Here is a 23,399-nt window from a genome sequence, read left to right as displayed (position 1 = left end):
TATGTTTACACAAATATTTATGTATACCTAAATATTTAAATCTTTTTATTTTTAAAAGTTTTATTTTAAAGAAATATTATATTCTAATTGGAATTTGATAAAAACATGATATAATTATAGTTAAAATTGCAAATAATTAATTATAAAAGTGATTAAAATAATAATATTTATTGTAATAAAATTTTAATTTAAAAAAATTAATTGGTGAGCTTATGTGTGGAATAGTAGGTATGGCAGGTAATTTTAATAGAGAATTGCTGGATTCTACCTTAAAATCAATCAAGCATCGAGGAGAAGATCACTCTGGATTATACTTTGATGAGGAAAATAAGATAGGATTAGGCCATAGCTTATTGTCTATTTTCAATCTATTCAATGAAAGCAATGACAACATTGAAGAGAATAAGCAACCAATCATATTAGATAATCTTGTAATGGTTTTCAATGGAGAAATCTATAATTTCAACAAGCTTGAACTATTCCTAAAGGAAAATAATAATGCTTATAAAGAGTCAAAAAGCGATAGCCAATTATTGGCTAATCTAATTTCATATTATTACAATTTAAACAGCGAAAATAATGAAAAAGCATTATTGAAATCACTTAAATCAGTTCTTCCACAATTGGATGGTGACTATTCCTTTGCTGTTTATGATAAGGAAACTGGAGATTTGGCTATTTCAAGAGACCAGATTGGTGTCAAGCCATTATTCTATGGAAACAATAAATCTAATGACTTAAAAGCTTTCGCATCAGAGAAAAAAGCTCTTTGGAATGCTGGAATCGATGATGAAGATATACATGACTTAAGTCCAGGATCCATATTATACAATTGGGAAATTGTTGATTTAGAGGATAATCTAATCAATAGAATCATAAATACAGATTTTAAGGAATTGAAATCCCAATATAATGACTACAAGGATTATCTTGAAACCAAGGACTCCTATGAAATCTATAAAGAGTTATTAATGGATGACCTATACTCTGCTGTTGAAAAAAGAGTGGAAAAATTAAGTGATATCGGGTTAATATTCTCAGGTGGAGTTGATAGCACAATTTTAGCGGTTTTGCTAAAATCAATAGCTGAAAAGAGAAAAAAGGATAATGGAATATCCTTAAACATTAGATTATACTCAGTTGGAGTGGAAAACTCACAGGATATAAAGTTCAGCAAGGAAATAGCTAATGACTTAGGTCTTCCTCTAAAGACAATCATAATTGATGAGGATACAGTAAAGGAATCAATCAAGCCAGTTTTAACTGCAATTGAAGATGATAATGTTATGAAATTAGGAGTTGGAATGACTATATATCTTGCAGCAAAGGCTATGAAAGCATATGGAATTAAGGTAGCGTTATCAGGTCAGGGAGCAGATGAGCTTTTCGGAGGATATAATCGCTATTTAAAGCACTTTGAAGAAAACAGTTTGTTTGATGCCTATTTTGCACTTGATGAAGAGATATATCATGACATTGCAAATATGTATCATGTTAATCTTGAACGTGATGATGCTGTTTCAATGGCAAATGGAGTAGAGCTTAGAGTTCCATTTTTAGATAAGGACATAATCAGCTTGGCATTGGATATTCCTGGAAAATATAAGATAAAGAATAATGAAGATCTTTTAAGAAAGCATATTCTAAGGGATGTTGCCAAATCAATTGGAGTTCCTGATTATATTGCAGACAGACCTAAAAAGGCAGCCCAATATGGTTCTGGAATCAATAAGATACTTAAAAAGAAAGTCTTAAGGTCTTTTGATATGGAAGAGTTTATTGATTCTTTAAAGAATCAAAATAATAATTAGGATAATTTAATTAGGTATTTGCTTTTTTTTAATTAATTTTTTTTCATTCTATTTTTTAAAAACATTCATTTTTTCATTATTTCAATTAAAATATTCCATTTAAATAATTGTTAATTTATAAAAGTATATTAATATAAATAAACATATATTATCATAATATAAACTTATGTTTATTTAAAATTAAATTTTAAAATGCTGTAAAAGCATTAAAATCAAATTAATCGAATTAAACAAATTTCAAGGAGAATTATTATGGTAATTGAAAAAGATGCAGAAAAGATCTTAGAAGAATTTTCAAAAACCTTAGATACTGTTCCTGAATTGGAAGGAACCTATTATATTACTGATAACCTTAACTTAAACCGTGAAGACGAATCTGTACAAAACGATTCAGCTAAAATAGTCAGAAACGCAAGAACCGACAAAGATGGTAATGTAGTTGTGAAAAAGGCTGAATGGACTGGATAATCAGATTAAAACTTATTAAAATCGAAAAATTGTTTTTTTTAATCTTATTTGAAATCAATTAATCGATTTTTTTAAACTTTTTTAAAATCATATTGATAGATTTTTTAAATTTATTTAAAATCATTACAAAAAAGTATTTAAATTTATTTAAAATCATTTAAGCAGATAATTTTATTGTAAACAAGGGGAAATATTATGAGAATGAATTTAATTCTTGAAGTATTGGATATTCCTGGACAATTGGTTTCTATCTTAAATCCTATAAGCGAACTTGGAGCAAATGTAGTTACTATTGTCCATAAAAGAGAAATCAAAGCAGAAGAATCTAAGGCTGCTATTGAAATAGCATTGGAAGGAGAAAGGGAAAACCTACAAGCTGTCATTGATAAGTTCAAGGAAATGGGAGTTAATCTCATTGAAGTGGATGATAAAGTTAGGAAAGAAAAGCTAAGCGCTATCCTCTACGGACATATCATTGATAAGGATTTAAGAGATACCTTTGATAGAATCAATGCTGTTGATGGTCTTGTTGTCAGTGATTTACAAATAAAATTAAATGGTGAACTGGAATCCACTGCATTGATTACAATTGAACTTGATATAGGAAAAAGGGAAATTGCATACAATAAAATTATGGAAATAGCTAAGGAGAAGGACTACTTAGTTATTGATGAGGTATAGGAGGATTTTAAATGGAGGAATGTAAACTTGTATTAATGGGTTTTGGAGCAGTAGGCAAAGGTGTGGCTAAGGCTATCCAAATGAAAAAGGATATGGTCAATGAGAAATATGGAATTAGTTTAAAAATTGTAGCAGCTGCTGATTCATCTACATCTGCTATCTGTCAAGATGGATTGGATGAAGAATTACTCCTTAAAACCAAAGAAGAAACTTGCAAATTAGCTAACTACCCAGAATGTGGCAGTGAATTATCAGGCATTGAAATATTGGATGCTGTTGATTATGACATCTTGATTGAAGCAACTCCAACTAACATTAAGGATGCAGAACCTGCTAAATCATTAACATTAAAGGCATTTGCAGATGGAAAGGATGTAGTTACATCTAACAAAGGACATTTAGCATTATTCTACAAGGAATTGATTGAAGCTAAAGAGGCTGCAGGTGTAGACTTTAAGTTTGAAGCATCTGTTGGTGGAGCTATGCCAATCATAAACCTATGTCAGGAAACCCTTGCAAGCTGTGGAATCAGCTCAATTAAAGGTATCCTAAATGGAACCACTAACTATATATTGTCAAGAATGACAACTGAAGGAATGAGCTATGAAAACACCTTAGCTGAAGCACAGCAATTAGGAATAGCTGAAACAGACCCAACACAAGATGTTGAAGGTATTGATGCAGCATGTAAAGTTGTCATTTTAGCTAATTCCGTTTTAGGAATCGATGCAACCTACAGCGATGTTGAAGTCAGAGGAATCTCTGATGTATCATTAGATGCTATTGAACTTGCTAAGGAAGAAGGATACTTTGTAAAATTAATTGGAGGAGTATCTGAAAAGCAATTGAAAGTATCTCCACGACTTGTTAAGAAAAACAGTCCATATGCAATCGATGGTACTTTAAACCTTGCAAATGTTACCACTGACTTGGCAGATGACATTACTGTAATGGGCAAAGGTGCAGGATCTTTAGAAACTGCTTCTGCAATGCTTACAGATTTAATTAATATTATAAAGAACAAATAATAAAATTTTAATTTAATCTTATTTTTTTACTTTTTTTATTCTTTTTAATCGATATTTTACTTTTTAGTCAATTTTAGATTAATATTACAGATTAATTTTAGATTATAAAAGATTAAAATAGATTAATATTACAGATTTAATTTCTGATTAAAAGATTAAATAAATTAATATTACAGATTAATTTATAGATTAAACGATAAAGATTTACAGATTATACTTATTTAATAACTTTAAAAGATTTAAAGGAGTTTTATAATGAAATACGTTATTGTAATTGAAGATGGAGCAAGCGATTATCCCATAGAGGAAATCGATGGAAAAACTCCACTTAAAATAGCAAATAAACCAGTATTAGATAGAATAGCAAGAGAAGGAAAAACTGGTTTAATTCAAAATGTACCTGAAAGCTTACCTCCTGGCTCTGATGTAGCTAATATGAGCATATTCGGTTATGACCCTCTTAAGTATTATACAGGTCGTGGCCCACTTGAAGCTGCAAGTATGGGAGTGGAAACAAAAGAAGGAGATGTAGTATTCCGTTGCAATACAATTACTGAAAGGGATGGATTAATGGCAAGTTCTAATGCAGGCCATATTTCATCAGAGGAATCTGCAGAACTTATGGAATACTTAAATGAGTACTTTAATGACAAATATCCTGACTTTAAAGGAAAATTCTATCCTGGCGTAAGCTACAGACACTTATTTGTATACAATGATAATGAAAATGCAGAAAAACTTGCAAAGCTTGATATGGTTCCTCCACATGACTTTGTAGGTGAGACCATTGAAGACAAGCTTGAATTTGATTCCTTTGCAGATGAAGTCAAGGCAATAATGTTGGAATCCAAGGAAGCATTAGCTGACCATCCAGTAAACCAAAAGAGAATTGAAGATGGAAAAGAGCCATGCAATATGGTTTGGTTCTGGGGACAAGGAACAATGCCAGACATGCCTAAGATGGATGAAGTCTACGGCCTTAAAGGTGCTGTAATCACTGGTGTAGACTTGATTAAAGGTTTAGGAGTCTGTTCAGGATGCACAAACTTAGATGTTCCAGGAGCAACTGCATTCTTTGATACTGACTATAAGGCAAAAGGAGAATATGCAGTAAATGCACTTGAAGACAATGACATCGTATTTGTTCACGTAGAAGCACCAGATGAAGCAGGACATGCTAAAGACTTAAAGGAAAAGGTTAAAGGAATTGAAAATATTGATAAATGGATTTTAGAACCTTTAATGGAAGCTCTTCCTAAATATGGAGACTTTAAAATAGCTGTATTACCTGATCATCCTACTCCAATAGATGTTGGCACACATACAAGAGATATGGTTCCTATTGCTATCTATTCATCTAAAGATGAAGCAGATGCTGTTTCTGTTTATGATGAAGACAGTGTAAAAAATGGTGCATTAGGTGAATTGACTGGCTGTGATTTGCTTAATTTATTATTAGAATAAGTAGATTATAGAATGGCTGGATGTGATTTGCTTAATTTATTATTAAAATAAGTAGATTAATTTTTATATTTAAATTTTTCAAAAATAGTGATTTAATTTTATCACTTAAATTATATTAGAATAATTTTTTCAATTATTCTAATTATTTTAATTTAAGCTTTTTTTAAAAAAACAATTTTAATTTTATATCTGATTTTTAGGAATGCACATAAACTTATACATACATTTGCTACATGTTTTAGGTATTTCTCCACCTTTATATGCTCTTTCCTTAAAGTCATTATTTAAGATTCTCTCAGCAACTTTTTCTATTTCTTCTGCTCTTTTGGTTAATTTATCTTCTTCCAATTCAATGTTGAATGTACTACGTTTATTTATGGAATATATTTGAAGATTTCCAAAGTCAGAATCCTTATACTTAGGATCATCTTTTAAAGCAAGAGCATATGTATATAACTGGTTTTTATATGTTTCAGAAAACTCTTCATCAATTTCCCCAGTTTTATAGTCTAAAATATGAATCTTATCGTCTTGCTTATAAATTAAATCAATGCTTCCATTAAGTATATGGTTTGATTTAATTAATCTGAAATCATATTCAGACTCTAAAACTTCAATTTTGCTTCCTATTTCATCCCAATAGTACAAGAGATTGTCAGTGATGGATTCAATAGCATCTTTATCAAAGTCATATTCCTTGACATATTTTTCAACAATGCAATGTATCAATTCTCTGTTTATCTCCACATCCTTTCCAGAAATGATTAGATTGTTAATGTCCTCTAATGTATTGTGGTTTATGGTACCATATTCCATTCCCTTATTTGCAGAGCACTTAAGATTAAAGTTATAGCTTAAGTAATAGCTGAAAGGACATTTTTCATAATGGCTTGTTTTACTGTGACTTAAATACAAAAGGGTTTTCTTTCCATCATCCTTTTCTTTGATTTGATTGGAGGCTTGAAATCCAATTGATCCATTTCCTCAGCATCAATTTTGATGACGCAATCGCTATTATCAATTAGATTGTTTAAGCGTTTCTTATGTTCAATTGTAAGTCTTTTGTTTTCCTCTAATGAATTGATTTCATTAATGACATCTTCAGTTGGCTCTAATGAGTTTAATTCTTCCAATTCCTCATCAAAGATGGAGATGATGTCTTTCTTTCTCATATTCACATCAACATCCTTTGAAAGAATCAATAGGTCTTCAGCTCTGGTCATGGCAACATACAATACTCTTTCTTCCTCTTTATTATGGTTTAAAAGCTCTTCATCTTCAGTTTCATTCTTATATTCCAAACAGTCATTAGGAATATTGAATATCTCTGGAGACTTTTTGGCTAGATAATTGTAATCCTTAGGGAACTTATTGTCATTGAGTCCTGCAATGATTACAACAGGAAACTCTAATCCTTTTGCCTTATGGACAGTCATCAGATTTACTCTAGTTTTGCTTGTGCTGTCTTTTCCAATGTGTCTCATATTTGAAACCAAGTAGAAATAAAGGCCAAAGATGTTCTTTCTGGAAACTGTTTCCTCATAATCATAAATAATATTGGAAAGCAATGCAAGGTTATCTATCACATCAGCATTGGATTCATCGCTTACAAATTCATAATTCAAATAGCCTGCGATTTCAAGCAATTTATAGTAAATCTCTAAAATAGTGTACCTATCTTCATAGTCTTGATTAAATATATTATCCTTAATTTCGTTCAATTGCCTAAAGAATTTTAAATCCTTTTCATTTGTTATTTCAAGTTCATCCAGTTCTTCGTTTGTAAGAAGTGGAATATCAACTTCTTTAAATGTATTTATCAATACTTCTTCGTCAAATTTGAGAACACCTGAAATAGCCCTAACATTAGGTGATTTCTCATCATGTACTTCTTCATATGCTGCTTTTCCATTTTTAACTACTTCTTTTTCAAATTCTTTATGATACTCCTTTAATTTATCTTTAGTATCATCAGATATTTTAAAAATAGCTTTGGAATCATCATTAAATCCAGTTAATCTAAGCCATGGAAGCTTATTGTCTGCAATTACAGGAATATAATCAGATTCCCTATCTATGATGAAGTTCATCATTGTTAGGATAAACTTAATTTCATCCCTTTTTTCCAGTTCCTTCATTTCAGATACCTGATATGGAATATTGGTTTCATCAAATGCTTTTCTTACCTTTTTAGAGTCTTGAGTAACTGATTTAAATAAGATTGCAATATCCTTATATTCCCTTATTATTCCCTCTTTCTTTAATTTTAAAACAATCTCAGTGATATTTGCAGCTTCATCATCTCTGTCAGCATTTTCCAAATAATATATTTCCCTTGATTTGATCTTTTTCTCATTAGGCTTTAATTCAATTCTATCCCTTTGATGTTTGATGTAATTGTCTGAAAACCTAATTATCTCTTTTGTAGACCTGTAGTTCACATCCAAGAATATTTTTTCAACATCAGTAAAGTCAAGGGATTCAAGTGAAGCGAAATAGTCTTCATAAGCTCCTCTGAATCTGTATATGCTTTGGTCTATATCTCCAACAACTGTAAAAGTAGATGTAATCTCATTAGGATGACTCTTGTTTTCCTTAATAATCTCTTTTAGAAGAATTTCAAATATCCTGTATTGGATTGGATCTGTGTCTTGGAACTCATCCACTAAAACATTTTTATATTGGGTGTTAGGGTTTTTTTTTTCCAAAAATGCCAATACATCAGTTTGCAAAATGCCATAATCTAAAAACTTGTATTCCTTTAAGATTCTTAAATACTCTGGATATGCCTTAATTGTTTGTAAAAGAATGGAGTTGTCCCAATAGCTTTGATATTTCTTCAATTCCCTATTTCTTTCATTTTCAGCTAATTCCTCGGGACTAAGCTTATCCAATTCTTCAGGATCATCTATCACTTCAAGTTTCTTGAAATCCTTTATTTTCCTTTCAGGAAATCTTCCGTTCTTTTCAAGTTCATAATTAACAAAGTCTTTATATTCCTGACTGACTGGGAAATTAGACTTTACATATTCCTCTAATTTTGATGGAATAAGCTTAAAGGTTGAAAATTCATTAAAATAGCCTACTATCTCCTCTAACTTTGCTTAATTTTAATTTAAGTTCCTTATCAAAGCCTAATTCCTGTTTATGGTCATAAATAAACATTGCTTTTTTAATATAATAATCATCATCCAAGACTTTCAGCTTTTCATCTGATTCCTTTAGCAATTGTGAGCAAAATGAGTGAATGGTTGATATTTGCATTTTGTCTATTTGCTCATCAGTTAGATACTCCTTTAATCTGATCCTTAATTCCTTTGCTGCCTTACGGGTAAATGTTATTATTAAAAATGAGGATGGATCCAAATCTTTTTTATTGATTAGGAAATCTACTCTTTCTACAATAACTCTTGTTTTACCTGATCCAGGTCCTGCTTCAATTAATAATGGCTTTTCTCCAAAATATTCAACAGCATTTTGCTGATTTTTATTTAATTCCAGTTTATCTTCTGTAATTTCAATTTCATTAGGTTCAATTTCCATATTATCCCCTTTAATTTTTTTTAAAATATAAATGATTATGATTAGAAAAATAGTTAATTTACATTAAATAAGATTTTGTCATATTTAAAGATTTTCATAAACAATAATATTTATATAAAACAAATATAATAATATTTGTACTTAAAAAATTAATCAAAATTTAAGAAATTAAATAATATTTGTACTTAAAGAATTAATCAAAATTTAAGAAATTAAATAATATTTGTACTTAAAGAATTAATCAAAATTTAAGAAATTAAATAATATTTGTAATATCATATAAAGGGGCAAAAACATGTCTAGCGCAGAATTGAATTTGGAAAAAGCAAGGGAATACAATAAAATTAAAAAATACTCTCAATCTTTAGAGATGTATGAGGCTGCAATTGAGGAAGGAGGAGAATTGACAAAAGGAGATAAGGAAAAATACGCTTGGGACCTATACTTTGTAAAGATCAAGGACCATCCATTTAGCAGGGAATTGGAGGAAAGCGCTACAAAAATAGTTAATAATGTTAGCCAAATAGACAATTCCAAGGGAAACAAGCCATGCCCATACACTTTAACATCACTATATTTGATGAAATTATGCTCTGAAAACGAAAACTATTTTGACCTATTGCGTTGGGCATCTAAAATAAAGCCAGAATTATTAAGCAATAAGCAGTTTAAGCCTAATGACGAAGTTACCATGAATTTAAACAAGGAAAACTATTATCTTCAAACAACAAAAGCCTTGATGGAAGTGAAAAATTACGATCAAACCATTAAGGTCTGTCAAGATGCATTGGTAAACATTCCTAAGTTCAATAACAACAATGACATTTGGTTTAAATTGAGAATAGCCAAATCATATAAGGAATTGGGGGATTATGATGATTCCATTGAGTTCTTAAAGGACATCACCAAAACCAAGCATGACTGGTACATTTACAGAGACTTAGCTGAAAACTATTTCTTCAAGGAAGAATACAATGAATCTCTAAAATGGGCTGCTAAGGCAATATTGGCTCCTGATGGAAAATTGGAAAGCAAGGTCAAATTATTCTCATTAGTTGGAGACATTTTGGAAATGAAAGGATTTGAAGATGAATCTGTAATCAATAAGTACATGTTTTATGTTATTAGAAATGCTAAAGAATGGAGCATTGATGATGATTTGAAGGATTTATTATCCAATTATGGTCTTGATTTGGAAAACAAGGACTATAAGTCAGTATTCAATGAATATAAGAATATGTGGGTAAGCTTAAAGTTCTTTGGTCAGGAAAGGCCATATGGAGTAATTGACAAAGTACTTGAAGATGGAAATGCTGGATTCATTAAGGCTAATGGAAAATCCTACTATTTCAATACCCGTGAATTTATGGATGATAAGGATTATGTCTATGAAGGAACTGAAGTTTCATTCTATTTAGAGGATGCCTATAATAAATCCAAGGAGGAAATGGTCAAGAATGCAGTAAATATCGACTGTGAAATGCTTTAATATTAAACATAAAAAAATAGGTAAGATTTAAAAAATTAATAAATTTATTGCATTAAGCAAAATAATTAACGTAAAAAAAAATTAATTAATGTATTGCATTAAGTAATAATAAAAAATTTAAAAAAAGCATTTGATTGACCAAATAATGATCAATCTTAAAAATAAAAATTAATTATTAAAATTGATTATAAGGAATAATCAATCTTTAATAATTCTTCTTTTTTCTTTTCAAACTCTTCTTTAGTTATATAACCTTTTTCTAAGAGCTCTGCATAAGTCATTAATTCTTCTGCAGGTGAAAATTCAATATTGATTACAAGTTTTTTATGCTTATGATGGTGGCATTTGCCTTTTTTATGGCATCTTGAATCTTTGTCTTTTCTATGAGCCTTAATGCCATAATATTCATCAGAATCCTTATATTCCTTTGCTTGGAAAATGTTTTCTTCTTTTCTTGTTTGAGTATCCTTCATCCTTTCTTCCTCTATTTCTCTTTTAACATCTTCCATTTGCTTTGCAAAGCTTTCCCTTAAAGCGTCTGTAGGGTTTAATTCATTTACATCAAGGTCTTTAGTGTCATCATGAATAAATACTTGCTTATATTCCTTAAAGCCAGGATATTCCATCAAGTCATCTTCAGTTATCTTATCTGGATTGTCTTCCAATACCTTTAATCCTTCTTCTGTAATGTTAAAGTACATGAAACGATTGGATTCAATCAATTCAGCCTTTTTAAGGTAAGTGTTTGCAGTGCTGATTCTTGAATCAATCAAAGGTTCATTGTTAGGCAATTTAATCTCCTTATCCTCAACTGTGATTTCTATATAGTCAATAACTTCATCTATAACCTCTTTAACCTTATATTCGTCTTTGTCCTTAATTATTTCAAGCAATGGTAAAACCAAATCATAAGCTTCTGGAACAGCCATAATTTCTCCTCTTTATTTTATTTCAATAATATGTTTATTAAGTTTATTATTTAAACTTATATTAATTATCTAAATTTCTATTTTATCATTAAACTTATATTTCAATATTGATTTCCTTATTTAATGAAAAAAGGGCTATTGGAAAAATATAATGCTTTGTAATAAAGATTATATTGATTTCCTTATTTAATGAAAAAAGGGCTATTGGAAAAATATGATGTTTTGTAATAAAGATTAATTATAATCTAATTTTAATAATTTATTTAAGAAAATATAAATTTATAGAATTATATTAATAAAATTTATTTTTTCTTAAAAAAAGTAATTTATATTAATTATTTCTTATTTTTAAAGAAAATTATAATAAAAAAATTTTTTAAAAAAAATAAAAAATACAATAATTTTTCAATATTGTAATATAAAAAAAGTAAATTTTATATATTCATTATTACAAAACTAATAGTAGGAATATTATAGTGATTTCCATGAAAGAAATAGGTAAAAGACTACAGGAATTAAGAGAATCTAAAGGATTGTCTCAATCTGATTTAGCAAATTATTTAGGGATTTCACAGCTCTTATTGTCTCAGATTGAATCAGGCAACCGTAATCTAAACTTGTCCCTATTGGATAAGCTGACTTCATTATATGGTTGCAGCGACTCTTATATTCTTTGTAAAAGTGATGAATATAATTCAATAAACTTTTCATTTAGATCCAAAAATGCAGCAAGAGAGGATTTGGACTGCATCTCTTCAGTTCATAAGATAATTCTCAATATGCGCTTTTTAAATAAGCTAAATGAAGATGAATAATTTGATTAAATCATAAGATGATTTCCTAATTTAATGTTTATATTGTCTTAATATGGTTTGATAATTTGTTCTTAGCATGATTTGATACTATTATTGAAAATATTATTACCTAAAAACTATGAATTAAATAAAATATTCCAATTCTAATCTGATGGTGTATTTGATGAGAGATAAAATTAAATTGAATTCATTTGCAGTGGAATTAAGAAGGGATTGGGACTTGAATCCTTACAGTCCAATTGATCTGTTTTCAATTGTATTGTCTAAATTGCCTGATTTAACCATTCTTTTTTATCCAATGTCCGACAATACCAGTGGCATGTGCATAAAGAATATTGATGGTATGGATTTGGTAGAAATGAAGGATGTTTCTCAAGATAAAGATTCCCCTTCAAAGGATATGTTTATCTGCATTAATTCAAACATGTCCAAAGGCAGGCAAAGATTTACTTTAGCTCATGAACTATACCATCTGCTCTTTGAAGAGGATAAAAGAGACATTATCATCTGTGAAACCTCAAATGATGACGATTCAGAAATAGAGGCTAATATTTTTGCATCATACCTAATCATGACCTATGAGGGATTGGAAAGATATGCAAAAACCAATAATCTCAGCAAATGGTCATTGGAAGATATCATAAGGGCAGAGCAATATTTCCAAATTAGCCACCATGCAATGTTATTTAGGCTTAAAGAGCATGAATTCATAAGTGCAGAAGAATGTAAAGAGTTAAGGAATGTTCAAATTGGATATAATGCTAAAATAAATGGATTCAGTGATGTTCTATACACTCCATCAAGATCTTCTGAAAAATATTTCTCATTAGGCAAATACATCAGATTAGTTGAAAAGGCATTTAGTGATAATAAGATAAGTCCTGGAAAACGTGACGAATTATTGTTAGATGCATTTAGAAGTGATTTGACTTATAAATTCTTCTAAAATGACTTTAAATAAAAGGGGTGTTCTAAAAGATTTGAATAATTTAAGGAAAGATGATTTGAATTTTTTAGAAATTAAATATGCAAAGGGTTTGTTTTTATTAACAAATGAATTAAAATATTATATTTACAAATTGTGAAGGTTTAGTAGAGGGAAGAGTTTTTAAAACTCGAATTAAAACATATGTGAAGTGGGTGAATATGAAAATTATTTATGATATAGACTGTTTGTTGTATTTTTTAAGGATTAACAGAACCGATTTGTTGGAAAAGGAATTTGATAAGATTGTAATTTCCAATAATGTCTTTAATTCCTTAAACAATCCAAGCATTCCTGATTTTATTAAAGATAATTTAAATGATTTAGTTGATAAAGAGTTTGTTAAAGTTGAAGAGATTTCCTTAAACACCGAAACATTTGATATATACTACCAAATTGTAAATGATCATCAAAATCAAATTTTAGGTGATGGAGAAGCTGCATCAATTGCAATAGCAATTAAAAACAAAGGTACAATTGCTTATAACAATCCTTCAGCGATTTCTGAATACTTGGACAAATATGATTTGAAATGCATTAGCTTAGAGGATATTATAAAGAGCTTATATAAATCTGAAAAGATATCTAAAAAGGAATTTGAAAGTTTATTGGACAAATCTAAGAATTTATAAACTTTTTATTTAACTTTTTTTTAAAATTTTTATTAAATTATTATCTTTAATTATTTCTTTTTTCCTTTTTTCAACATTTAATCAATGATAATAACTTATTAAATGATTTTAACTTTTTTTAACATTTATTCAACATCATTAGATTAAAAATTTTTAACTTTTTTTCTATTTTAAACCAATATTATTACTTTTTTAACTATTTTTTAACTATTATTATGAAAAAATCAACATCCGAAATAAGAAATAATATAAATATTTAAATATAAGTTAACTAATATAATATTGATGAATATATTTTATAATTAAATAAAACATAATAATTCAAAAATTATAGTGGGATGATATTTATATTGTATTTTATATTCATACAATCAGTTTTAACCTATTTATGGGGGTGAAAATTTGATTTGTCCAAAATGTCATACTGTTAATAGTGATGAAGAAAAGTTTTGTAGAAATTGTGGTTTTCAATTGAATTCTTCCAGAATTTGTCCAGAATGTGGACAAACCAATGATTCAAATTCAAAATATTATAAGGAATGTGGAACTGTTTTAACTCCAGTGAATACATTCAGAAAACAAATCATTGAAGAGAATACTAAGCAATCTTTCTTTAGCATGTATAAGGTACCAATAATCTGTGGCCTATTGATCATATTGGCAATTGGAGGAGTTGCTGGAATGGCTTTCTTCAGCGGCAATTCAGGAGGAGATGATGGTTTAAATACATTGATTCCATCTGACAACAATACTGGCAATATTTTCACTGAGGATAGCGAGCCAACTCAAGCGAAGATGGAAGAGAATGCTACAAACAAAACCAATCAAACATTGAATAATACAAATACAAGCAAAACACTTACTGAAAAAGTGGATAACAAAACCAAAAACATTACTCAAAAAACTCAAAACAAAACAAAATCCATTACAGAAAAGGTGGATACTAAAACAAAAAATTCAACTGATAACATAAAGCCAAAAGACAATTCATCAAAAACCATTGATAATAAGAACAAAACAAAACCTAATAATAAGGGCAGTGACTCAATCAGTCCAGATAAAAGTTCTAAAGACAATAGCGATAAAAAGAAAAGTGACAACAATTCAAGCATCATACCAATCATTATAGATGGTGATGATATGGAAAATGACACTGATGATTCAAATATGTCTGATGATATTATTAATGACTCTGATGATTTAAACGATTCTGATGTAGCAAATGATACAGAAGACTTAATTGGTAATGATACTAATGATAGCGAAGATGAACCATTTGAAATAGCAATGACAGATGTGCCTAATCTTGCTCAAAAGGTATATGAAAACAGCTATTCATTTTCAACTATAAACTATAACGGCCATGAATATACAGAAGCTCAATGCATCTACATATTCTCCGAATACATATTGAATGTTGAAAATGGAAAATCCTCTTCAATTGAAGTTAAGGAATATGATGATGCATCAAACCCTTCAGGAGAAGATTCCAGCCAATCCATTGAAAAGTCTGATTACCTAAGCATTGCAAACAGAGTCCACAGTTGGATGGGCTCACAAGACAGCTTTCCTAATTATGTAGGAATCTCACAAACTGGAGAAGCAGATCTATCTCCAAACAAGATGCTTAAGTTATTTACTCAAGCAACATTAGACTATGGCGTAACAGGTGATTTGCCTAAATCAGTAGAAATTTAGTTAAAATGTTTTTTAATAATAAAATAGGGAATATTTCTTAAAAAAATAGAATATTCTCTTTCTTTTTTATATTTTTTTTACAAAATTAAGTTAGAAAAATTATATACCTTTAAATTCTTATATTAATCCTATTTTAAACTTGGAAAACCAATGAATTTTAATGTTATCAATAATGATTTTTTTGCACAAATTTTCTAAAATTGAAATAATATATTATAAAAATAATAAGTTTTAAAAAATATGAAAATCATATTATAATTGTATAAAAAATTTAAGTTTAAGTATTTTCAAAACATTAAGAAATAAATCTTAAAAATAGATTTTAACAGTTTAAATTAAATATAATAAACCATTTCTTAAAAAAGAATTACAGGTTTAAATAATATAAAATAAACTAATTTCTTAAAAAAATTCAGTAAAATAAATAAATAAACTAAATTAATGATAATAAGTGATAATATGTTAGGACCATGGGTAGAAAAATATAGACCGCAAACTTTAGATGATGTTGTTGGACAAGAGCATATTGTAAGCAGATTAAAGCAATATGTAGAAGAAGGAAGCATGCCAAACTTAATGTTTACAGGTCCTGCTGGTGTGGGTAAGACAACATCTGCCCTTGCTCTTGTAAAAGGGATTCTTGGGGAATATTGGAGACAAAACTTCTTGGAATTAAATGCATCTGACGCAAGGGGAATAGAAACTGTAAGAACAAACATTAAGAATTTCTGTCGTTTGAAACCTGTTGGAGCTCCATTCAGAATAATATTCCTGGATGAAGTGGACAATATGACTAAAGATGCACAGCACGCTTTAAGACGTGAAATGGAAATGTATACCAAAACTGCATCATTCATACTTTCCTGTAACTATTCATCAAAAATCATTGATCCTATCCAATCAAGATGTGCAATATTCAGATTCACACCTATCAAGGCTGAAGAGATTGAAAACAGATTAAAATACATTGCAGAAGAAGAACACTGCCAATATGAAGATGAAGCAATAACCACAATAGTTAAATTTGCTGAAGGGGATATGCGTAAGTCTGTAAACATGCTCCAATCTGCAGCATCTACTGGATCAATTACAGAAGACCATGTGTTTGAAGTCGTATCCAAGGCAAAGCCACAGGAAATTAAAAATATGGTTAATGCTGCATTAATGGGAGACTTTATGAAATCCCGGGATATCCTAAGGGAAGTGATGATACTTCAAGGTACAAGCGGAGAGGATATGGTCAATCAGATTTACCAAGAGGTATCAAGTAGAGTGATGGCAGGAAACATGGATGGTGAAATCTATATGAATCTAATCGGTGCAATAGCTGAAACCGATTTTAGAATTAGAGAAGGAGCTAATCCAAGAATCCAATTGGAAGCATTGCTCGCTAAATTTTTATAAGGCTTATTTAATGAATGATTGATTTAAATTATTTATAAATAATCGCAGTTTTTTATGAATTTTATTTTTATTTAGGTAAAATTATGTTATGGACTGATAAATACCGGCCAAAAAGATTTGAGGATGTAGCCGGTAATGCAAAACAAAAGAAGATTATTCAAACATGGGTTGAAAAGTGGAAAAACAATGAACCTCAACCTCCCTTGCTCTTAATAGGTTCTGCTGGAACAGGAAAAACCACAATAGCTCATATCATTGCAGATGAATTCTCTGAATATATAGAATTGAATGCAAGTGACAAGCGTTCACATGATTTATTAATGTCAACAATAGGGGAATCAGCAAACACTTATTCTCTCTTTGGAAACAATCGTAAATTAATCATAATGGACGAAGTGGATGGTATTCATGGAACTAATGATAGGGGAGGAACTAAAGCTTTAAACAAAATCATTAAGGAAAGCAAACAGCCTATAGTAATGATGGCTAATGATTTTTACAGCAATAAGCTAACCACCATCAAAAAGAATGCCCAAGTCATTAAGATGGATAAGATTAAATCTCCAACCATCAATAAATACTTAAGGGATGTTGTCTTAAAGAATGAGGGCATTGAAGTGGACCCAGAGGTTTTAAAGAAATTGGCAAAAAGATCAAGCGGTGACTTGCGTTCCTCAATCAATACCTTGCAGGCTCTTGTTGAAAATGGTGGAGAACTTACTGAAGAGGCATTGGATTCAACAAGCCAAAAGGATAATACAAGTACTATATTCGACACTGTTACAAGGGTTTTAAAAAGCAAGAATCCAGAGCATGTAAAACGTTCCATGTTTGAAAATAATGAAGATCCTACACTTGTAATGGAATATATTGCTGAGAATATTCCAAGGGAATATGAAAGCAATAAGGAAATCAAGAAAGCTTATGAAATGATTTCAAATGCTGACTTATACTTTGGAAGAACTCGTTCCAGCCAATATTACGGATACTGGAAATATGCATCTGACTTTATGGGAGTTGGAGTATCCATCTCAAAAAAGGAAACATATAGAAAGTACAGCAAGGTAATGGGACCTATGGCATTTAGCCTAATGGGCAGAACCCGTGGAAAAAGGGCCTTAAGAGAGGCCATTGCTACCAAAATGGAAGAAAAGATGCATGTATCACTTCTTGTGGCTTATACCATTTTCCCATACTTTGAAATCATGTTTGAAAATGATGAAGTGGCATGGGAGATTTCAGACTTTTTAGAATTGGAAGATGATGAAATCAAATTCTTCAGAAAGAAAAAGATTCCTAAAAAGGTCATTACAAAAATGGAAAATATTAAAGCAGAAATGCGAGAAGAAGAAAAAGAAGAATGGAGAAATTCCATTAAAGAAGGAATCTTTAGAGAAATCCCACCTCAAGATTTGGAAAAGGTTGGAGATGAGCCAATAGTTGAAGAAGCTGTAGTTGAGCCAGATGCTCATAATTCCACTATAGTAGATATTTTTGATGATTTTGATGATGATGAGCTGGATGAAATTGCAATCGAATACTCTGGCGCTAAATCTAAAACCAAATTAAGAAAAGAAGATTCTAAAGCAAGTAAGAAGAAAAAAGATGATGAAGAAAAACTAGATAAAGGTCAAACAACTTTATTTAGCTTTTAATGATTAAAATACATGATAAATATAAAATGCCTTAATCAATTTTTTAAAATAAAAAACTTGATAAGGGCACTGATTTATAGCTTTAATAATTAAAAAAAAGGGGTTTTTATATGAAAGGAACTTGGAAACTCAAATTAAGATTATGGCTTTCTATGGCAGTTATGTTTGGTTTAGTGTATGTATTGATTATGCTAGCCGGTAATTGCTTAGGCTTTGGAGGCTTTTATGGATTCTATGCAATTGCAGGAATATTTGTCATATTCCTCCAATACCTGTTCGGTCCAAAGATTGTGGAAAGTTCAATGGGTGTTCACCAATTAAGTGAGGCTGAAGCACCTGAACTACATCAAATGATGGCAGAGCTTGCTGCTGCAGCTAATATTCCTAAGCCAAAAGTGGGAATTTCAAACACTATGGTTCCTAATGCTTTTGCATACGGTAGATCAAAACGTAGCGGACATGTCTGCGTTACCAAAGGAATCTTAGGATTGCTTGATCAGGAAGAGCTTAGAGCAGTTTTAGGCCATGAAATGTCTCATATTAAACATAATGATATGGCAATTACAACAATTGTAAGCGCTATTCCTTTAATCTGTTACTACTTGTCTTTCTCCCTTATGTTTTCAGGTGGAGGAGATAACGACAATGGTGGTGCCATTTTAGGATTTATAGCATTGATTGCTTATTTCTTAGGCCAATTGATTGTCTTGTCCATATCCAGAATAAGAGAATATTACGCTGATGCAGGAAGTGTAGATTTAGGCTGTCAACCTGAAAAATTAGCTTCTGCATTATATAAATTGGTTTATGGTGCAGCAAGAGTTCCTCAACAGGAAATCAAGGATATTGAAGGAACAAAAGCATTTTTCTTAACAGACATTTCCAATGCCAGAAAGGAAATTAACAATTTGGCTCAATTGGATTTGGATCATGATGGAACAATCAGTAGAGAAGAGCTTAATATCCTAAGGGATTCTAATGTTAATGTTTCAACATCCAATAAAATGATGGAACTTTTATCTACACACCCAGATATGCTTAAAAGAATAAAAAAATTAGCTGACAATAACTGATCTTTTTTTATTTTTCTTTTTTTAACCATTTTTTTAAATTTTTAATTTTTAAATGAATTCATAATTTTTAATATATTTTATTAAAATCCATATCTTTCTTAGAAACTTATAAATTTAAATGAATTCATAATTTTTTTTAATATAAATTCTTAAAATCCATATCTTCTTAGAAACTAATAATTTTAAATGAATTCACAATTTTTATTATTTAATTTATTTAAATTCATTTTTTCTTAATTTATGAGTTTGTAAAAAACTTTAGGCTTATAATCAAATATAATTTTTACTTATAAAGAAATCTAAAATATTAAAATCAGCCTATAAAAATGTACAGTCTCTTAATATAAAAATACATAATTTTTAATTTTATGAATATATTTATATAATAGTATGTACTAATATTAGTTTGTATGAATAAAAACTAAATTATTAGTTTTCATAAGCTCTAACTGCTAAGATTTATATATTATATAACAAATTCATAAAATAAGAAGATATTATATCTAATTATTTATTGAAATGAGATACAAATAAACTGACATATTGCTAATTATGGTGAAATAATGAGTGTTGAAAGGAAAAACATTGTGCTGAAGGGAGGAAGAGAACATAACCTCCAAAATATTGATTTATCCATTCCACGTGATAACTTTGTAGTTGTTACCGGCTTAAGTGGTTCAGGTAAATCAACCCTTGCTTTCGATACCATCTATGCTGAAGGGCAGCGTAGATATGTCGAATCATTATCTGCATATGCAAGGCAATTTTTAGGTCAGATGAAAAAGCCTGAAGTTGATTATATTGAAGGATTATCACCAGCAATTTCAATTGACCAAAAAACCACTAAAGTAAATCCAAGGTCTACAGTAGGCACAATTACTGAAATTTATGATTATTTGCGTTTATTGTTTGCTAGAATAGGTATTCCACACTGTCCTAAATGTGGAAGGGAAATCTCCCATCAAACCATTGGGCAAATCACAGAATCAATTATTGAAGAAGGTGAAGGAACTAAAATACATGTAATGGCACCGGTTGTTAAAGACCGTAAAGGTGAACATAAGGATATTTTTGAAGATTTCCGTAAAAAAGGATTTGTGAGAGTCCGAGTAGATGGTGAGATAAGAAGATTAGATGAGGAAATCGAACTTGGAAAGAACTTTAGGCATAATATTGAATTGGTAGTTGACCGTCTTGTCATTCGTGAAGGAATTGACTTCCAAAGAAGGCTCTCAGATTCAGTAGAAACCGCCTGTAATTTTGCAGAAGGTTTAGTAACAGTAATGTTTAATAAAAGGGATGATGAAGGAAATGAAACAGAGTATGAAAAAACATATTCTGAAGACTTTGCATGTACTAACTGTGGTATCAGTTTCCAGGAATTGACTCCTCGTATGTTTTCATTCAATGCACCGCAAGGAGCATGTCCTGAATGTAACGGTATTGGAACTAAAATGGAAATGGATCCTGATTTAATCGTTCCTAACAAGAACCTCTCTCTCAACGATGGTGCTATCGTTCCATGGTCTAAGTCAACAAAAAGGGAAAATTACTATTATCAAATGCTTAAGGCAGTTGCAGAACACTTTAATTTTAGTATGGATACTCCTTTTAAGGATTTGACTCCAGAGCAGCAAAATGTAATCCTCTATGGTTCAAATGAAAAGGTTGCATTTGCATTTAAAAGAAGAAACAGGTCTTATAGAGTTAACCGTAAGTTTGAAGGAGTTATCACAAGACTTGAAAGATTATATATTGAAACAAAATCCAATTATAACAGAAGCTATATCTCTAAGTTTATGAGTGACCGCAAATGTCCTGTCTGTGGTGGAAAAAGGCTTCGTCCAGAAGTATTGGCTGTCACTGTTGGAGACAAGTCAATTATGGATGTCTGTGACATGTCCATCAAGGACAGCTATCAGTTCTTCCAAGACCTTGAGCTTACTGAAAGACAGATATTCATCGGTAAGGAAATCCTAAAGGAAATCAAGGCAAGGCTAAAGTTCTTGGTGGATGTTGGACTAGACTACATCACTATGTCAAGGTCTTCCGGAACATTATCCGGAGGAGAAGCCCAAAGAATCAGATTGGCAACCCAAATCGGTTCAGGATTGGTAGGTGTTTTATACATCTTAGACGAGCCAAGTATAGGTCTTCACCAAAGAGACAATAAAAAGCTAATTGGCACTTTAAAGCATTTAAGGGACATAGGAAATACCTTAATAGTTGTAGAGCATGATGAAGAGACTATTTTATCTGCTGATTATGTTATTGATATAGGTCCTGGTGCAGGTGAACATGGTGGAAAAATCATTGCTGAAGGAACTCCAGAAGAGATTATGGAGTCTCCAGACTCAATTACAGGAAAATACTTGTCAAGAAGGGAAACTATCCCAATCAATACTGAAAGACGTCCTGGAAACGGCAAATTCCTTACAGTCAAAGGTGCAAAGGAGAACAATTTAAAGGATATTGATGTGGATATTCCTTTAGGAATGTTTACTTGCGTAACTGGAGTAAGCGGTTCTGGAAAAAGCAGTTTGATCAATCAAGTATTGTATAAGGGATTGTCTACCATAATCAACAAGAGATATATGCATCCTGGAAAGCATGACTATATTGAAGGAATCGAAAACGTTGATAAGATCATTAGAATTGACCAAACTCCAATAGGAAGAACACCACGTTCAAATCCAGCTACATATGTTGGTGTCTTCACTCCAATTAGGGAGCTCTTTGCAGAAACTCCAGAATCTAAAGCCAGAGGATACAAGCCAGGTAGATTCAGTTTCAATGTAAAGGGAGGAAGATGCGAAGCCTGCAGTGGTGATGGAATTATACAGATTGAAATGCATTTCCTTTCTGATGTTTATGTTCCTTGTGAAGTATGTAAGGGAAAAAGATACAATGATGAAACATTAGACATCCGTTACAAAGGAAAGAACATCTATGAAGTATTGGAAATGACTGTAGAGGAAGCATTGGAATTCTTTGAAAATGTTCCAAAAGTTGCTAAAAAGCTTCAAACATTATATGATGTTGGTTTAGGCTACATTAAGCTTGGACAACCTGCTACAACCCTTTCCGGTGGAGAAGCTCAAAGGGTCAAATTAGCTAAGGAGCTTTCCAAATCAAGCACAGGCCAAACATTGTATATATTGGATGAGCCTACTACAGGTCTTCACTTTGATGACATTAAGAAATTATTAAGCGTTTTAAATATATTGACTGATGCAGGTAACTCTGTAGTTGTTATTGAACATAATTTAGATGTTATTAAAACAGCAGATTACATTATTGACTTAGGTCCTGAAGGTGGAGATGGTGGTGGAAGAGTTATCGCTAGCGGTACACCTGAAGAAGTTTCAGAATCTGGAACTTACACTGGTGATTTCTTAAAAGAAGTATTAAGTGAGAATATAACTGCTCATGCAAAAGAATTAGTTGAAGAAAATGCAAGTAAATAATAGATTTCTATTATTTACCATTATTTTTTTTAAATTTTTTATTTAACTTATTTTTATTGGAAAATTATTTAATTTTTTAAGTATTCTATTTAAACTTATTTTTATTAAAAAACCATTATTCTAAATTCTATTTATAAAAAAAGACTATTTTTAAAATTTTTAATTAAAAGGACTATTTTTTTATTTTATTAATATACTAAAAAAAAAAAAAAAAAAGGACTATTTTTTTAATTTTATTTTATTAAAATATCAATATC

The 23,399-nt window shown here is 30.2% G+C and carries 18 protein-coding genes; 14 read left to right on the top strand and 4 right to left on the bottom strand.

Annotated elements, in window-relative coordinates:
- Nucleotides 1–212 precede the first annotated feature (212 nt).
- The 5 genes from QZV12_RS07990 to QZV12_RS07970 all read left to right on the top strand — a co-directional run bounded on the left by QZV12_RS07990 (nt 213) and on the right by QZV12_RS07970 (nt 5,452).
- Nucleotides 213–1,811 (top strand): asparagine synthetase B, encoded by a 1,599-nt coding sequence (locus QZV12_RS07990; protein WP_295619949.1) that lies wholly within the window; start codon nt 213–215, stop codon nt 1,809–1,811.
- A 252-nt stretch (nt 1,812–2,063) separates the two neighbouring features.
- Nucleotides 2,064–2,279, top strand: coding sequence for an Asp-tRNA(Asn) amidotransferase subunit GatC (gene gatC / locus QZV12_RS07985; RefSeq protein ID WP_295619946.1), 216 nt, complete (start codon nt 2,064–2,066; stop codon nt 2,277–2,279).
- A 195-nt stretch (nt 2,280–2,474) separates the two neighbouring features.
- Entirely contained in the window at nt 2,475–2,960 is a 486-nt protein-coding gene (locus QZV12_RS07980; RefSeq protein WP_295619944.1) for an amino acid-binding protein, read from the top strand.
- Nucleotides 2,961–2,971: 11 nt separating this feature from the next.
- The gene (locus tag QZV12_RS07975) at nt 2,972–3,988 is read left to right on the top strand and encodes a homoserine dehydrogenase (protein ID WP_295619941.1); all 1,017 of its coding nucleotides are present in this window, start codon (nt 2,972–2,974) and stop codon (nt 3,986–3,988) included.
- 255 nt (nt 3,989–4,243) lie between these two features.
- On the top strand, nt 4,244–5,452 hold the full coding sequence (locus QZV12_RS07970; RefSeq protein WP_295619938.1) for a cofactor-independent phosphoglycerate mutase: 1,209 nt from the start codon (nt 4,244–4,246) through the stop codon (nt 5,450–5,452).
- Nucleotides 5,453–5,635: 183 nt separating this feature from the next.
- Here QZV12_RS07970 and QZV12_RS07965 read toward each other — a convergent pair whose 3' ends face one another.
- The 3 genes from QZV12_RS07965 to QZV12_RS07955 all read right to left on the bottom strand — a co-directional run bounded on the left by QZV12_RS07965 (nt 5,636) and on the right by QZV12_RS07955 (nt 8,995).
- Nucleotides 5,636–6,367 carry a PD-(D/E)XK nuclease family protein gene (locus tag QZV12_RS07965; RefSeq protein WP_295619935.1) on the bottom strand — a complete coding sequence of 244 codons (732 nt, stop codon included), beginning with the start codon at nt 6,365–6,367 and terminating at the stop codon, nt 5,636–5,638.
- Entirely contained in the window at nt 6,358–8,367 is a 2,010-nt protein-coding gene (locus tag QZV12_RS07960) for a 3'-5' exonuclease (protein ID WP_295619932.1), read from the bottom strand. Before QZV12_RS07960 ends, QZV12_RS07965 begins: the two co-directional genes overlap by 10 nt.
- A 157-nt stretch (nt 8,368–8,524) precedes the next feature.
- Nucleotides 8,525–8,995: a UvrD-helicase domain-containing protein gene (locus QZV12_RS07955; protein WP_295619930.1), complete on the bottom strand. Its 471-nt coding sequence runs from the start codon at nt 8,993–8,995 to the stop codon at nt 8,525–8,527.
- A 295-nt stretch (nt 8,996–9,290) separates the two neighbouring features.
- Between QZV12_RS07955 and QZV12_RS07950 the strand changes: the two genes are divergently transcribed.
- Nucleotides 9,291–10,484 (top strand): lipopolysaccharide assembly protein LapB, encoded by a 1,194-nt coding sequence (locus QZV12_RS07950; protein WP_295619927.1) that lies wholly within the window; start codon nt 9,291–9,293, stop codon nt 10,482–10,484.
- 185 nt (nt 10,485–10,669) lie between these two features.
- Here the strand turns inward: QZV12_RS07950 and QZV12_RS07945 are convergent, their stop codons facing one another.
- Nucleotides 10,670–11,413 (bottom strand): winged helix-turn-helix domain-containing protein, encoded by a 744-nt coding sequence (locus tag QZV12_RS07945; protein ID WP_295619924.1) that lies wholly within the window; start codon nt 11,411–11,413, stop codon nt 10,670–10,672.
- A 485-nt stretch (nt 11,414–11,898) separates the two neighbouring features.
- Between QZV12_RS07945 and QZV12_RS07940 the strand changes: the two genes are divergently transcribed.
- From QZV12_RS07940 to uvrA, 8 genes are all read left to right on the top strand, one after another.
- Nucleotides 11,899–12,228, top strand: a complete 330-nt coding sequence (locus QZV12_RS07940; RefSeq protein WP_295619921.1) for a helix-turn-helix domain-containing protein — start codon at nt 11,899–11,901, stop codon at nt 12,226–12,228.
- Between the two features lie 163 nt (nt 12,229–12,391).
- Nucleotides 12,392–13,174: an ImmA/IrrE family metallo-endopeptidase gene (locus QZV12_RS07935; RefSeq protein WP_295619918.1), complete on the top strand. Its 783-nt coding sequence runs from the start codon at nt 12,392–12,394 to the stop codon at nt 13,172–13,174.
- 200 nt (nt 13,175–13,374) lie between these two features.
- On the top strand, nt 13,375–13,845 hold the full coding sequence (locus QZV12_RS07930; RefSeq protein ID WP_295619915.1) for a hypothetical protein: 471 nt from the start codon (nt 13,375–13,377) through the stop codon (nt 13,843–13,845).
- A gap of 402 nt (nt 13,846–14,247) precedes the next feature.
- Nucleotides 14,248–15,543 carry a zinc ribbon domain-containing protein gene (locus tag QZV12_RS07925; protein ID WP_295619912.1) on the top strand — a complete coding sequence of 432 codons (1,296 nt, stop codon included), beginning with the start codon at nt 14,248–14,250 and terminating at the stop codon, nt 15,541–15,543.
- A 459-nt stretch (nt 15,544–16,002) separates the two neighbouring features.
- The gene (locus QZV12_RS07920; RefSeq protein ID WP_295619909.1) at nt 16,003–16,947 is read left to right on the top strand and encodes a replication factor C small subunit; all 945 of its coding nucleotides are present in this window, start codon (nt 16,003–16,005) and stop codon (nt 16,945–16,947) included.
- 83 nt (nt 16,948–17,030) lie between these two features.
- On the top strand, nt 17,031–18,602 hold the full coding sequence (locus tag QZV12_RS07915; RefSeq protein ID WP_295619906.1) for a replication factor C large subunit: 1,572 nt from the start codon (nt 17,031–17,033) through the stop codon (nt 18,600–18,602).
- 110 nt (nt 18,603–18,712) lie between these two features.
- Complete coding sequence (locus QZV12_RS07910) at nt 18,713–19,675, top strand: zinc metalloprotease HtpX (RefSeq protein WP_295619903.1); 963 nt, start codon at nt 18,713–18,715, stop codon at nt 19,673–19,675.
- A 563-nt stretch (nt 19,676–20,238) separates the two neighbouring features.
- The gene (gene uvrA / locus QZV12_RS07905) at nt 20,239–23,142 is read left to right on the top strand and encodes an excinuclease ABC subunit UvrA (RefSeq protein ID WP_295619900.1); all 2,904 of its coding nucleotides are present in this window, start codon (nt 20,239–20,241) and stop codon (nt 23,140–23,142) included.
- The last annotated feature ends 257 nt before the right edge of the window (nt 23,143–23,399 follow it).

This window comes from uncultured Methanobrevibacter sp., from assembly GCF_902769175.1.
Lineage (GTDB): Archaea > Methanobacteriota > Methanobacteria > Methanobacteriales > Methanobacteriaceae > Methanobrevibacter.
The sequence above is the reverse complement of the archived record's forward strand: the minus strand, read 5'-3'. Positions and strand labels throughout refer to the sequence as shown.